Below are 12,745 nucleotides of genomic sequence, written 5' to 3'. Positions count from 1 at the left end.
TTACAATTATTTATAACTAAAAAACTAGTTTAAACTAGTTTTTTAGTTATATTTGAAAAAACAAACAATGAAGTATATCTTATTGCTGTCAATTATTTTTTCGTCATTTTCTGTGGAATCACAAAATAGAACGGAATACTATAAGCATTTAGTGTTTAGAGAAACACCGTTTGCTGAAACAAAAGGGAGAATTGCTATTTCAGAAAACAGTGCTTTAAAAGAAAATAATTACAAGCTTACTTATAATAGTTCTGGTAAGTTAATTTTGGTAGAGTACAATATAGCAGGTAAGCTAATTGGAATCCGAAGATCTGGTATGTTAGATGGAAATCGGAACTTAATGCCTAAAACTAAAATAACATATAAAGAGGATAAAGAGATTCGAACGTTTTATGATGAATATGGGAATCAGTGTAAAAATTTTATGGGTGTTTATAAGGAGGTTTATTCATATAATAGAAACAATAAAAGAATAGGTTTACAGCATTTTGATGAAAATGATAAACCTGTGAATAATTCTTGGAAGATTTTTGAGTATTTCTGGATGCATAATGAGACTAATGATATTATTGAAAAAAGAAAAAATACAAAAGGGAAGTATGTAGCGATGAGATCGTATTATAATTTTATGACAACGCTCTATAAATATACTGATGAAGGTATTTTAGTGTCAATGAATAACATTGATGAAGAAGGAAGTTTAATAGAAGAAGAAACAGGAGTTGCAATAGATAAACCTGTTTATGATGAGAATTTAAATATTATTTCTTATAAATTTTTAAATGCAAAAGGCGAACCAGTTATAGGAACATTTATAGGAGCTGCTGGAGGTATTGTTAAGTATGATAAAAACGGAAATGTATTACAATATATAACTGTCGATTTAGAAGGTAAACCAATGGTTGGAAATAGAGAATACGTATTTAGAAATTACAAGTTTGACAAATACGGGAATGTATCAGAAAGAGCTTTTTACGGATTGAATAAAGAAATTATTTCAGTAAGAAACGTAACCAAAGTGAAGTATTACTATAGTAAAGAGGATCCTTCTAAATTATTTAAATCAGAATTTTTCCACACAACATTAAAAGAATAAAAATGAGTAAACAACTAACAAAAGCAGAAGAGCAAATAATGCAAGTTTTGTGGAATTTAAAAAAAGCTTCGGTAAAAGAAGTGATCGTTGAATTACCAGAGCCAAAACCAGCATATAATACAGTGTCTACGATTATTAGAATTTTGGAAACCAAAAACTTCGTAGGTCATGAGCCAAAAGGAAGAGGATTTGTATATCATCCATTGGTTGAAAAATCGGACTACAGTAACGAAAGTTTACATAAGTTAATGAACGGGTATTTTGAAGGGTCATTTAAAAGTATGGTGTCATTTTTTATGAAAGAGAATAAAATGGATATCCAAGAATTGGAAAGTATTTTAAAGGAGGTTGATAAAAATAAAAAATCATGATAAATTATATAATTCAAGTAATCTTATTCCAAGTGTTGTTTGTAGCTGTGTATGATTTCTTTTTAAGCAAAGAAACTTTTTTTGCGAAGAACAGATGGTATTTATTAAGTACAGCGATAATTTCTTTTGCACTACCGTTATTAAAAATACCTACAATACAAAAAGTAGTGCCGTTAGAATATACAACTCTATTACCAGAGGTGGTTTTGTCTCCTCAAAGTATTATTGAAAAATCTACTTGGTATCAGTCTGCAAACTATTTAGATGTGTTTTTTGTAGTAGGAAGTACCCTTTTCTTTTTAATTTTTATAATAAAGCTACAGCGAATAATTAAGTTGATTTTTAAATACGGAAGTGAAAAAAAACAAGCTTATAAACTGGTATTATTGCCTGAAAATTCAAAAACTTTTTCGTTTTTCAATTATATTTTTTTAGGGAAAGGAATACCAGAGGAAAAACAAGAAAAGATAATTCAGCATGAGTTAGTACACAGTAAACAAAAACACACAATTGATTTGTTGTTTTTTGAAGTTCTTAGAGTACTCATGTGGTTTAACCCAATGGTATATGTATATCAAAAACGGATAACATTGGTTCATGAATATATTTCAGATGATGTAGTGAGTAAAACTACAAAAAAAGAAAACTATATAAATAATTTACTTTCAGAAATTTTTCAAGTAGAAAATATCTCATTCGTTAATCAATTTTATAAACATTCATTAATAAAAAAAAGAATTATTATGATGACAAAAAGAAAATCAAAAGAAATTAAACAATTAAAGTATTTATTGTTAATCCCGTTATTAGTAAGTATGGTATTGTACGCTTCATGTTCAAGTACAAAATCAGTTAATAAAAATAAAAAAACGATAACAAAAGAAGAAAAAAAGTCTTATAGTGGTTCTTATACCTTTGTAGAAACGATAGACGTACCATTTTCAGATTTAGATAAATCTCCAACTTACCCTGGTTGTGAAGAAGGTGATAAAATATGTTTTAATAAGAGTATTCAACGTTTTGTTGTAAATAATTTTAATCCAAAATTAGCTGATAGTTTAAGTTTAACCTCAGGAGTGAAAAGATTGTATGTTAAGTTTAAGATAGGAGTAGATGGAAAAATATCTGAAATTGATGCGCGCGCACCACATCCAATATTAAAGCAACATGCTATAGATATAGTAGAGAAGTTACCACAAATGAAACCAGGAGAAAAAGATAAGAAAAAAGTTAGAACAGGTTATGTATTACCTATTACTTTCAGTATAAAGTAAACTTATATGAAAAAGAGAATTTTAATGATTGTTCTTGTAATTGGATTGCTAAAAGCCGAAGCACAAACTTCGGCTTTTACATCCATAGATAGTTTAGTGCATATTGGTCGATACCAAAAAGCACTTGTTTTATTAAAAAAACAAGAACCTACTTTTCAATCAAATAAAAGAATTGCAGCTATTTATACATCGATTGATAATTATAAATTAGCGACAAAATATTTTGAGAGAGCACTGTTATTAAAAGATGATTACAGAGCAAAAATTAGTTTAGGAAAAAGTTATCAGAAAGAAAAAAAATTACATGAAGCAATTTCAGTCTATGAAGAAATACTAAAAAAAGATTCAGCCAACTTATTGGTAAGCTATCAACTTGGTAAATTGTACTTAAAAACTAAACAGGCTTTAAAAGCAAAAAGTATTTTTAAAGGATTACTACAAAAAGATAGAAATAATGCGAACTATCATTATCAAATGGGAATTGTATATGCAATGCTTAAAAAGAGAAATTTAAAAATTAATAGTTTTTTAAAAACATATGAGAAAGACGGTGAGCATATAAATGCTATTCATCAATTAGCATTGGCTTACACTTTTTTACGAGATAAAGATTCAGCTAATTTATTTATAGATAAAGGATTAAAAGTTAATTCGAATCATGTAGCATTAAATAAACTTAAAATCAATAATTTTTATAGAAAAAAAGAATACCTGTCAGCGGTTAATTTATTAGAAAAAATAGATTCTTTAGAACCAAATGAACATTACACATTTAAAATGTTGGGGCGTGCTTTTTACAAGTTAAAAGATTATGAAAAGGCAAAAGAATATTTTGAAAAAGCATTAAAAATTGATAAATCAGATTTTAAGTCATACACTTATTTGGGAGATATAGCTTTTGCTGAAAAGGAGTATAAATCGGCAAGATTTAAATATATATATGCAACTATTATAGGTAAAGTGCCTCGAGATGTAGAGCATTATAAATTAGCAAGAACATATAAAGAGTTGGGGAAACCTAGAGAAGAAATGAATGCCTATAAAAATGCTTATGAAGAGAATTATAAAAATCATAGAGCTTTATTTCAATTAGCAAATACATCGGAAAATTTTTATAAGGATAAAAAAATAGCTTACAAACATTACAAAAACTATGTGAGTAGGTTTGAAACTAAAGATTCTTTGTTAACTAGTCAAGCAAAAGTTAGACTTAAAGAAATTAAAAAGTATTATTTCTTGAAAGGAGAAATGTTAGAATAAAACAATTTTTCGTACTTTCATCTAAAAATCAATGAGATGAGGTATTGTTATGTTACTTTTCTTATAATTGTTTTATTATTTTTATCATGCGACTCATTTTTTAAAGAGCCTAAAAAACATGTGGTAAATACAGTTGTTGATTATTCTAAAGTAGACATTTCACCAAGTTTTAAAATCTGCAAAGATTTACCCGTAAAAGAAAAAACAACTTGCTTTAGAAAAGAAATAAATAAAAGAATTCAAGAATCTTTAGTAATACATAATTTTAGAACAGAAGAGTTTATTAATGAAACTATTTTAATTGATTTATTAATTGATGCTGAAGGTAGGTTCAAATTAAAAAAAATTACGGCATCAAATAAAATTAATAAACAATTACCTCAGTTAGATAGTGTTTTAAAAAGCGTAATTAAAAAATTGCCTATAATAATACCAGCATTTAAAAGAGGTATGCCTGTTGTATCACAATATCAATTACCTATTAAAATAGCAATAAAAGAGGCAGTAAACTAATAGGGAATAAAAAAACAAAAAGACTTATGAGGGACCAACTAAAAAAACTTATAAATTGAATGAATCCCATTTTAACAGTATGCTTTTTTTGAATTTTTTCTTTTAATTCTGTAAGAGATAAGGCTAATAATTCTTGTTTACTAAGTTTTAAATCTACTACACCAATTGTGTTTATACCCGCTTTATAGCCTTTAAAAACATCTTTAGGGTAGTTTAATAAAGAAAAACCCATTGCCCATAAACTCATAAAACCAATAGGGAAATGTTTCCATAAACCTGTTGATATTTCCCAACCAGCAATAAAGGCTTCTCCTTTCCATGTAGTATCACAATTATATAAAACATGTTGAATATCATGAATGTGAACGACCTTTTTTCTGAATTGAGAATTAGGGAGTTTTAAAGTGAATAATTTAAATTTTAAGTTAAAAGTGTCTTCATTTTCACCACCATCTTTTGCAAAATTATTTTCTTTATAAAACTGTTGTAAAGCGTCTGCTATTATCATAATTATAGATTATAAGACAAAGGTATTTTATAGTATGCTATAAATTCTTGACAATTATCAAGAAAACTACTTTGCTCTAATTCTGCTAAAAGTTTCTGGAGTCATACCTAAAAAAGAAGCAATGTGTTTTGCTGAAATTCTCTTAAAAAGATGCGGTTTTTTGTCTAATAAAATTTGATAACGTTCTTGTGCAGTATGTAGTTGTAAATCATCAATTCGTTCAACTAATTCAACATAAATTTGTTGTAAAAATAATCTTCCGAAACGTTCAAATTTTGGGTTTATTTCAAATAGGTTTTCCAAATCGGCATGCTTAATTTTTAAAACCTCTAAATCTTCTAGAGCTTCAATAGTATATTTACTTTTTTTACGTTGAATAAAACTATCTATAGCTGTAACTGTTTCTTGCTCTGCTGAAATATGAACAGTAATATCTTTATCTTCCTTGTAGTAAAATATACGAGCAATACCAGATGTAATTATATACACATAATTGCAAATTTTGCCTGCTTCATGTAAAATGTGATGTTTTGGGTGTTTCTCAAACTTCACAGTATTTTTAAAAGCAGCAGCTAATTCAGGGGCTTCTAATAGCAAAGAAGCATTTTGTTCTAAGAAAGAATTCATAAATTACAATTTTAGTAGTTCTTCAACAAAATCACGTTTGTTAGATAAACGAGGAACTTTATGTTGGCCACCTAATTTACCTTTTTCTCTTAACCAATCGTAAAATAAACCTTTACGAGCTTCGTGTATAATAGGCATTGCTAAGGTCATATTATTATAACGTTTTGCTTCGTAATCTGAATTGATAGATTTTAAAGCATTATCAAGTAATTCTGTAAAATATTTAAGATTTTCAGGAGGTTTACTAAATTCTATAACCCATTCATGTGCACCGCTTTTACGATCATCCATAAAAACAGGGCCAACAGTATAGTCTTTAATACTGGCATTTGTTTTTTCACTGGCAGATTTCAAAGCTTCTTCAGCATTTTCAATAATTAACTCTTCTCCAAAAACATTAATATGATGTTTGGTTCTACCAGTAATTTTTATACGATACGGATCTGTTGATGTGAATTTAACAGTATCTCCAATTAAATAACGCCACAAACCACCATTAGTAGTAATTATTATCGCGTAATTGATATCTTTTTTTACTTTAGAAAGCGGGATGGTAGTTGAGTTTTCACCGTTATATTCATTCATAGGAATAAATTCATAGAAGATCCCATAATCTAACATTAGTAGTAATTCTTCTGAGTTATTTATATCTTGAATGCCAAAGAAACCTTCGGAAGCATTATAGGTTTCATAATACTTAAAATCTTTTTTCGGGATTAATTTTTTATACTGTTCTCGGTATGGGTTAAAGTTTACACCACCATGAAAATAGACTTCTAAATTAGGCCATACTTCTAAAATGTTATTTTTACCAGTCTTTTCTAAAACACGATTTAAAAGCACTAACATCCAGCTAGGAACACCAACCAAACTCGTAATGTTTTCATTAATTGTCTCTTCAATAATGGCTTCCATTTTAGTTTCCCATTCAGCCATTAAAGAAACTTCTGAGCTAGGAGCAGAGCTAAAATCTGCCCAAAAAGGTAAGTTTTCTGTTATAATTGCTGATAAATCACCGAAATACGAATTGTTATCTTCGTAAATAGCAGTACTACCACCTAACTTTAAGCCTTTACCGGTAAACATTTGTGTATCTACATTGTTATTAATATATAAACACAACATGTCTTTCCCAGCCTTTAAATGACAGTCTTCAAGAGCTTCGTCACTAACAGGTATAAACTTACTTTTAGCATTTGTTGTTCCGCTACTTTTTGCAAACCAATGAATAGGAGTGGGCCAAAATAAGTTTTGTTCCCCTTTTCTACATCGTTCAATTAAAGGTTCAATACTCTCATATTTCTGAATAGGTACAATGTTAGAAAAATCAGTGTAATTTTTTATAGAAGAAAATTTATGTAATTTTCCGAATTCAGTATTCTTTGCAGTGTTTAATAGTTTTTGAAGCAACTCATTTTGCACATCAATTGGATATTTTAAAAATAACTCTACTTGATGTTTTCGTTTTTTTAAAAACCAAGAGATGATAGAATTTATAAATGGAAACGACATAGATTAACTCTTAATTTAGTTTTTTTACAGTAAGTTTGTAAAGCTAAAAGTAATAAAATTTAAGACATGCAGTACCAAGGAGTTTTAAAAAAGATGTCAACCGAAAAATTAGATACGGTTCAATATTATTTAGACATGAAGTCTGATTTTATAAATGTAAATCAGTTGTTAAACAGAGAAATAACGTTAAGTTTCGTTACTTACGAATGTTTAAGTTGTCATTTAGAGAAAGAAGTGTATCGTCAAGGTTTTTGTAAAAAATGTTTTTTTGAAACACCAAATGCGGGAGATTGGATTATGCGACCTGAATTAAGTAAAGCACATTTAGGTGAAGAAGATCGTGATTTAGAATATGAAAAGAGCGTACAATTAAAACCTCATATAGTTTATTTAGCAAACTCTAGTAATGTAAAAGTAGGAGTTACAAGAAAGCAACAAGTGCCAACACGATGGATAGATCAAGGTGCACATGAAGCAATTGAAATTGTTGAGGTGCCTAATCGTTATTTAGCAGGAATTACTGAGGTTGCTTTAAAAGAGCATGTAGCTGACAAGACTAATTGGCGAAAAATGTTAAAAAATGATATTGATGATGAAAACTTGGTTGCTTGGAAAGAAAAATTACAAAGTTTTATTCCCGAAGAAGCACAGCAGTACATTATTGAAAATAATAAAGAAACACTAATTAACTTTCCTGTTAAAAAATATCCATTAAAACCAAAAAGTTTAAATATTGTAAAAGAACAAACTTATACAGGTAAGTTAACAGGGATAAAGGGACAGTATTTAATATTTGAAGATGAGAGAGTTTTTAACGTCCGTTCTAATGAGGGAGTGGTTGTAAATTTAAATGTGATTTAATTAAGTATAAAATATAATAAAAAAAGCAGCCCTAAGGCTGCTTTTTTTATTGTTTTACAATCGTATAGTTTTTATTCATTTTAAGCTCGCTTAGTACATTTAGCGCTTCATTTAAATAAATATCTTTCTTTAAATTTTTATGCCATACAATACGTTTTTCTTTTAAAACGGTATCTTTTGAAAATAAGTTTAATTCATATTTAGGTGAGTTAAAAGTTAAGTTCGAATCAAACTTAAAGATGTCTTTAAATTGTTCAGCCTCTTTTACTTTTCCGTTACTTTCTTTCTTGTAAGTATTATAGTTTAAAGAATAAACTCTCTCTTCTTGGTTTTTCTTTAACCATTTAGCGTACTCATTAATCTTTTTGAATTTTTTATCACCTAACACTCGTTGCTGACTACTATAAACAACATCTCTATAATTACTGTATGAGTTTAGCGTACTATATTTTGCTTGCTGAACTTTATCCCAAGGTAAAGCACCGTCTAAATCACGTTCCCCAAATTTCATGTAACTATATCTAGTAGGTAATGAAATATCTGAGTATACACCTTCAATTTGAGTAGACCCACCGTTTATTCTATAAAATTTTTGAATTGTCATTTTCAAAGCTCCTAAATCACTAGGATACTGTTCGTAAAAACGATTAATAGGTAGAACATTTTGTACAGTTCCTTTTCCGTAAGTTTGTTTACCTCCAATAATTACCCCACGCTTATAATCTTGCATTGCAGCAGCAAAAATCTCAGAAGCCGAAGCAGAAAATTCATTAACCATAACAACTAAAGGACCATTCCACTGAATTTTAGAATCAGTGTCATTTTTAATTACTGGTTCTTCATCTCTGTATTTAACTTGTACTATAGGACCTTTTTTAATAAATAATCCTCCAATTTCAATAGCAGTTTTTAAAGAACCACCTCCATTATCACGTAAATCAACAATTAAACCTTTTACGTTTTCATTTTTTAAACGTTCAATTTCCTTCTCCATGTCTTTAGCAGCATCTCTACGGCTTAAATCATTAAAATCAATATAAAATCTTGGTAAATCGATAACACCATATTTTTTACCATTTTTTTCAACAATACTCGATTTTACAAAAGTTTCATCAAGTTCAACAACGTCTCTAGTAATCGGAATAATTTTAGTCGAACCATCAATTTTTTTCTTAACAGTTAAACGAACTACAGTTCCTTTTTTTCCTTTTATAAACTTAATAGCATCATCTAAACGCATTCCTACAATATCTAAAGGTTCAGCATCACCTTGTGCTACTTTTAATATAATATCATCAGGTTCTAGTTCACCTTGCTTCCATGCAGGGCCACCAGAAATAAGTTCAACAATATGTGTGTAAATACCTTTTTTTTGTAAACGGGCACCAATACCTTCTAACTTACCAGACATTTCTTGATCAAAACGAGATTTTATTCGAGGAGACATATAGGTTGTATGTGGTCCAAATCCACTAACAACACTATTTAAGAAAGTAGAATACCAATCAGAATTTTCAAGTTCATCAATACGTTCATATAACTCATTCATGTTTTTTAAAACTTCTTTTCGAGCTTCTTTTTCTAACTCAGAGAATGTTTTCTTCTTAAATGTGCTGTCTTTTTTAAGTCTTTCTTTTTGTAGGTTTTCGGCATCTTCAACCCTACTTAATATTGATAACTTTAATTGTTTTCTCCAGTAATCAATTAATTCACTTTCGTTTTTAGCAAAAGGAATTTTTTCATAATCGACATCTATTACTTCATTTTTTTTGTAGTTAAAAGAATGCGTTAATAAAGAACGATAATTATTTTTAGCAGTACTTAGCTTCTCTAAAAAACGATTGTAAACCAATTTGTAGAAATCTATTTTGGTATCTTTTAATTGATTATCTATTTGATACTTAAACTGAGAGAATTCTTTTAAATCCTCTTGAGTGAAATACCTTTTACTAGGATCCAAACCATCAATAAAGGTATTATAAACGTGCTCAGAGAAATCATCATTTAATTCTTTTTGAACATAATGATATCTACTTAGAATATTTTTTAAGACATATATAATTACGCGATCCTTTTCAGGGTCTTTTTCAGAGATTGTATTTGAGAATATTGTATTTGAGAATAATAGTGTAATTGCTAAAAATGGAATGATATATCTCGTCTTCATGTATCTTTTTTCTTTTTAAGGGTGTTTTTGCATTACTAATCTACTAAAATAATGCCATTTTTTTAATTTTTAAGTGCTTTACTTATACTTATTTTTTAATCCAGGTAATTTAATAGCACTCATCTTTAAATAATTAACCGTCTTTTTAAAAACAATAAAGTATGATAGCTTATTTAAGTATATGTTCACTAAATAAATGTAGAAAAAATAATAGGAACTAAATAAGTAATAAAATATGTTTTTTTGTTTCTCTTTGACTACTACAATTTTACATATAAAATAAAGGAATCTGTCTTTACGAAATGTTAAAATAAGAGTGCTTTTTTTATGTTACATTTGTTGTAAAACTTACATACTATGCAAGAAAGACCCTTAATCTTGGTAACTAATGATGATGGAATTACCGCGCCAGGTATTCGTATGCTTATTGAAATAATGAATAAAATAGGAGATGTAGTAGTTGTAGCTCCTGATAGTCCACAAAGTGGAATGGGGCATGCAATTACTGTTAATAATGTATTGCATTGTAATCCTATTACAATTGATGAAGGACCACAAATAGAATATAGTTGCTCTGGTACACCAGCTGATTGTGTTAAAATGGCGAAAAATAAAATTTTAAACCGTACACCAGATTTATGTGTTTCGGGAATTAACCATGGTGCAAATTCATCAATAAACGTTATTTATTCAGGAACGATGAGTGCTGCTGTTGAAGCTGGTATTGAAGGGATTCCTGCAATTGGTTTCTCATTATTAGATTTTGATTGGCATGCTGATTTTAGAGCGGCAAAAAAATTCATAGAAAAAATAGTGTTAAATGTTTTATTAAATGGATTACCTGAAGGGGTGGTTTTAAACGTAAACATTCCGAAGTTAAAAGAAAGTGAATTAAAAGGAGTTCGTGTTTGTCGTCAGGCCAATGGATATTGGAAAGAAGATTTCGAGAAACGAAAGAGCCCTCACGGAAAAGAATATTATTGGTTGTCTGGAGAGTTTGTAAATAGAGACAAAGGTCAAGATACTGATATTTGGGCATTAGAAAATGGTTATATATCAATGGTTCCTGTTCAATTTGATATGACTGCACATCATGCAATACAAAAAATAAATTCATGGGAAATATAAGAAAAGAAGTTCTTATCGGAATTTTAATATCTATAATAGCTACTAGTTGCGGACTTTTTATTTATTTAGAATTTATATCTGATGATACTGTAACTGAAACTTTTAAAAAGGTGAGAGAAGGTGGTGTTTTAGGGCCTGTATTGGCTTTGGCAGCAATCCCTAACTTGTTTGTTTTTTGGGTGTTTTTAAAAAAGAATCAAGATTACAGAGCTAGAGGTGTTTTAATAACGACAGTAGCAATTGCTTTAGTAACACTTGTTTTAAAATTTATATAAAGTTACTTTATGAAATATTATATTCTTGTAGGAGAAGCTTCTGGAGATTTACATGGAGCTAACTTAATGAAATCTTTATTAAAAGAAGATCCTAATGCTGATATTCGTTTTTGGGGTGGAGATTTAATGCAAGAAGTAGGAGGTGAGCTTGTTAAGCATTATAAAGAGCGTGCCTTTATGGGATTCATAGAGGTAATAATGAATTTGCGAAAAATACTAGGAATGATGTCTTTTTGTAAAAAAGACATCGCAGAATTTAAACCAGATGTAATTATTTTTATTGATAATTCAGGTTTTAATCTTCGAATAGCTAAATGGGCTAAACAACAAGGATTTAAAACAAATTATTATATTTCACCACAAGTTTGGGCAAGTAGAGCAGGAAGGGTAAAGGATATTAAAAGAGATGTTGATGAAATGTTTGTTATTCTTCCGTTTGAAAAAGAGTTCTACAAAAAATACAATTACAATGTAAATTTTGTTGGACATCCATTAATTGATGGAATTGCAGGCAGAAAACAAGTTGATGAAGAATTATTTCGTAAAGAATATGATTTAGGAAATAAAGAAATTATTGCTTTATTACCAGGAAGTAGAAAACAAGAAATAACAAAAATGTTAGCTGTTATGTTATCTTTAGTAGATGATTTCTCTAACTACCAATTTGTTGTGGCAGGAGCCCCAAGTCAACCTTATGAATTTTATAATGGATTTATTGGAGGTAAAAACGTAAAGTTTATAAATAATAAAACATACGACTTATTAAGTATCTCACACGCTGCTTTAGTTGCTTCTGGAACAGCAACTTTAGAAACAGCATTGTTTAAAGTGCCTCAGGTAGTATGCTATAAAGGTAGCAATATTTCATATCAAATAGCAAAACGAATTATTACTTTAGAGTATATATCGTTAGTAAATTTAATTATGGATAAGGAAGTTGTAAAAGAATTAATTCAAAATGATTTTACAAAAGAGAACCTTAAAAAGGAGTTATTGCATATTCTTGAAGTTAAACACAGAGAACAGCTATTTTTATCATATCATGAATTAGAAGATAAATTAGGAGGTAAAGGAGCTTCAGAAAAAACGGCAAAATTAATTGTTAACGGATTGTAATAATATGTGTCTTCTCGAGTGTAGTCGAGAGATATAA

Annotated in this window: 13 protein-coding genes; 9 read left to right on the top strand and 4 right to left on the bottom strand. The window is 28.8% G+C overall.

Going from position 1 to position 12,745, the window contains the following annotated elements:
- Nucleotides 1-67: 67 nt before the first annotated feature.
- The 5 genes from H518_RS0100160 to H518_RS0100140 are packed head-to-tail and all read left to right on the top strand — an operon-like array spanning nucleotide 68 to nucleotide 4,514.
- Nucleotides 68-1,096, top strand: coding sequence for a hypothetical protein (locus H518_RS0100160; RefSeq protein WP_155995094.1), 1,029 nt, complete (start codon nucleotides 68-70; stop codon nucleotides 1,094-1,096).
- A 2-nt stretch (nucleotides 1,097-1,098) separates the two neighbouring features.
- On the top strand, nucleotides 1,099-1,467 hold the full coding sequence (locus H518_RS0100155; RefSeq protein ID WP_028887191.1) for a BlaI/MecI/CopY family transcriptional regulator: 369 nt from the start codon (nucleotides 1,099-1,101) through the stop codon (nucleotides 1,465-1,467).
- A complete protein-coding gene (locus tag H518_RS0100150) occupies nucleotides 1,464-2,741 on the top strand; it encodes a M56 family metallopeptidase (RefSeq protein WP_028887190.1) in 1,278 nt (425 codons plus the stop codon). Before H518_RS0100155 ends, H518_RS0100150 begins: the two co-directional genes overlap by 4 nt.
- A 6-nt stretch (nucleotides 2,742-2,747) precedes the next feature.
- Complete coding sequence (locus H518_RS20705; RefSeq protein WP_028887189.1) at nucleotides 2,748-4,001, top strand: tetratricopeptide repeat protein; 1,254 nt, start codon at nucleotides 2,748-2,750, stop codon at nucleotides 3,999-4,001.
- 36 nt (nucleotides 4,002-4,037) lie between these two features.
- Nucleotides 4,038-4,514, top strand: coding sequence for a hypothetical protein (locus tag H518_RS0100140; protein ID WP_028887188.1), 477 nt, complete (start codon nucleotides 4,038-4,040; stop codon nucleotides 4,512-4,514).
- Here the strand turns inward: H518_RS0100140 and H518_RS0100135 are convergent.
- The 3 genes from H518_RS0100135 to H518_RS0100125 form a co-directional block, all read right to left on the bottom strand.
- On the bottom strand, nucleotides 4,483-5,022 hold the full coding sequence (locus H518_RS0100135; protein ID WP_028887187.1) for a hypothetical protein: 540 nt from the start codon (nucleotides 5,020-5,022) through the stop codon (nucleotides 4,483-4,485). The two genes, H518_RS0100140 and H518_RS0100135, sit on opposite strands and share 32 nt — an antisense overlap.
- Before the next feature lie 66 nt (nucleotides 5,023-5,088).
- Entirely contained in the window at nucleotides 5,089-5,649 is a 561-nt protein-coding gene (locus tag H518_RS0100130; protein WP_051263598.1) for a Crp/Fnr family transcriptional regulator, read from the bottom strand.
- Nucleotides 5,650-5,652: 3 nt separating this feature from the next.
- A complete protein-coding gene (locus H518_RS0100125; RefSeq protein ID WP_028887185.1) occupies nucleotides 5,653-7,161 on the bottom strand; it encodes a GH3 auxin-responsive promoter family protein in 1,509 nt (502 codons plus the stop codon).
- A 66-nt stretch (nucleotides 7,162-7,227) separates the two neighbouring features.
- Here H518_RS0100125 and H518_RS0100120 point away from each other — a divergent pair, with 66 nt between their 5' ends.
- The gene (locus H518_RS0100120; RefSeq protein ID WP_028887184.1) at nucleotides 7,228-8,022 is read left to right on the top strand and encodes a DUF2797 domain-containing protein; all 795 of its coding nucleotides are present in this window, start codon (nucleotides 7,228-7,230) and stop codon (nucleotides 8,020-8,022) included.
- Between the two features lie 46 nt (nucleotides 8,023-8,068).
- Here the strand turns inward: H518_RS0100120 and H518_RS0100115 are convergent, their stop codons facing one another.
- Entirely contained in the window at nucleotides 8,069-10,189 is a 2,121-nt protein-coding gene (locus tag H518_RS0100115; RefSeq protein ID WP_028887183.1) for a carboxy terminal-processing peptidase, read from the bottom strand.
- A 357-nt stretch (nucleotides 10,190-10,546) separates the two neighbouring features.
- Here H518_RS0100115 and surE point away from each other — a divergent pair, with 357 nt between their 5' ends.
- From surE to lpxB, 3 genes are read left to right on the top strand one after another with little or no spacing between them, the layout of a single operon-like run.
- Entirely contained in the window at nucleotides 10,547-11,317 is a 771-nt protein-coding gene (surE, locus tag H518_RS0100110) for a 5'/3'-nucleotidase SurE (RefSeq protein WP_028887182.1), read from the top strand.
- Nucleotides 11,305-11,592: a hypothetical protein gene (locus H518_RS0100105; RefSeq protein ID WP_028887181.1), complete on the top strand. Its 288-nt coding sequence runs from the start codon at nucleotides 11,305-11,307 to the stop codon at nucleotides 11,590-11,592. The genes surE and H518_RS0100105 overlap by 13 nt, the downstream gene beginning before the upstream one ends.
- 9 nt (nucleotides 11,593-11,601) lie before the next feature.
- Nucleotides 11,602-12,708, top strand: a complete 1,107-nt coding sequence (lpxB, locus tag H518_RS0100100; RefSeq protein ID WP_028887180.1) for a lipid-A-disaccharide synthase — start codon at nucleotides 11,602-11,604, stop codon at nucleotides 12,706-12,708.
- The last annotated feature ends 37 nt before the right edge of the window (nucleotides 12,709-12,745 follow it).

Origin of the sequence: Tenacibaculum ovolyticum DSM 18103 (assembly GCF_000430545.1) — a bacterium.
Lineage (GTDB): Bacteria > Bacteroidota > Bacteroidia > Flavobacteriales > Flavobacteriaceae > Polaribacter > Polaribacter ovolyticus.
This window is presented reverse-complemented; position numbering and strand designations above follow the sequence as displayed.

Bases quoted from the DNA above. Each gene is read 5' to 3' on its own strand.
- H518_RS0100160 (WP_155995094.1), top strand. From the start codon at position 68: ATGAAGTATATCTTATTGCTGTCAATTATTTTTTCGTCATTTTCTGTG.
- H518_RS0100155 (WP_028887191.1), top strand. From the start codon at position 1,099: ATGAGTAAACAACTAACAAAAGCAGAAGAGCAAATAATGCAAGTTTTG.
- H518_RS0100150 (WP_028887190.1), top strand. From the start codon at position 1,464: ATGATAAATTATATAATTCAAGTAATCTTATTCCAAGTGTTGTTTGTA.
- H518_RS20705 (WP_028887189.1), top strand. From the start codon at position 2,748: ATGAAAAAGAGAATTTTAATGATTGTTCTTGTAATTGGATTGCTAAAA.
- H518_RS0100140 (WP_028887188.1), top strand. From the start codon at position 4,038: ATGAGGTATTGTTATGTTACTTTTCTTATAATTGTTTTATTATTTTTA.
- H518_RS0100135 (WP_028887187.1), bottom strand. From the start codon at position 5,022: ATGATAATAGCAGACGCTTTACAACAGTTTTATAAAGAAAATAATTTT.
- H518_RS0100130 (WP_051263598.1), bottom strand. From the start codon at position 5,649: ATGAATTCTTTCTTAGAACAAAATGCTTCTTTGCTATTAGAAGCCCCT.
- H518_RS0100125 (WP_028887185.1), bottom strand. From the start codon at position 7,161: ATGTCGTTTCCATTTATAAATTCTATCATCTCTTGGTTTTTAAAAAAA.
- H518_RS0100120 (WP_028887184.1), top strand. From the start codon at position 7,228: ATGCAGTACCAAGGAGTTTTAAAAAAGATGTCAACCGAAAAATTAGAT.
- H518_RS0100115 (WP_028887183.1), bottom strand. From the start codon at position 10,189: ATGAAGACGAGATATATCATTCCATTTTTAGCAATTACACTATTATTC.
- surE (WP_028887182.1), top strand. From the start codon at position 10,547: ATGCAAGAAAGACCCTTAATCTTGGTAACTAATGATGATGGAATTACC.
- H518_RS0100105 (WP_028887181.1), top strand. From the start codon at position 11,305: ATGGGAAATATAAGAAAAGAAGTTCTTATCGGAATTTTAATATCTATA.
- lpxB (WP_028887180.1), top strand. From the start codon at position 11,602: ATGAAATATTATATTCTTGTAGGAGAAGCTTCTGGAGATTTACATGGA.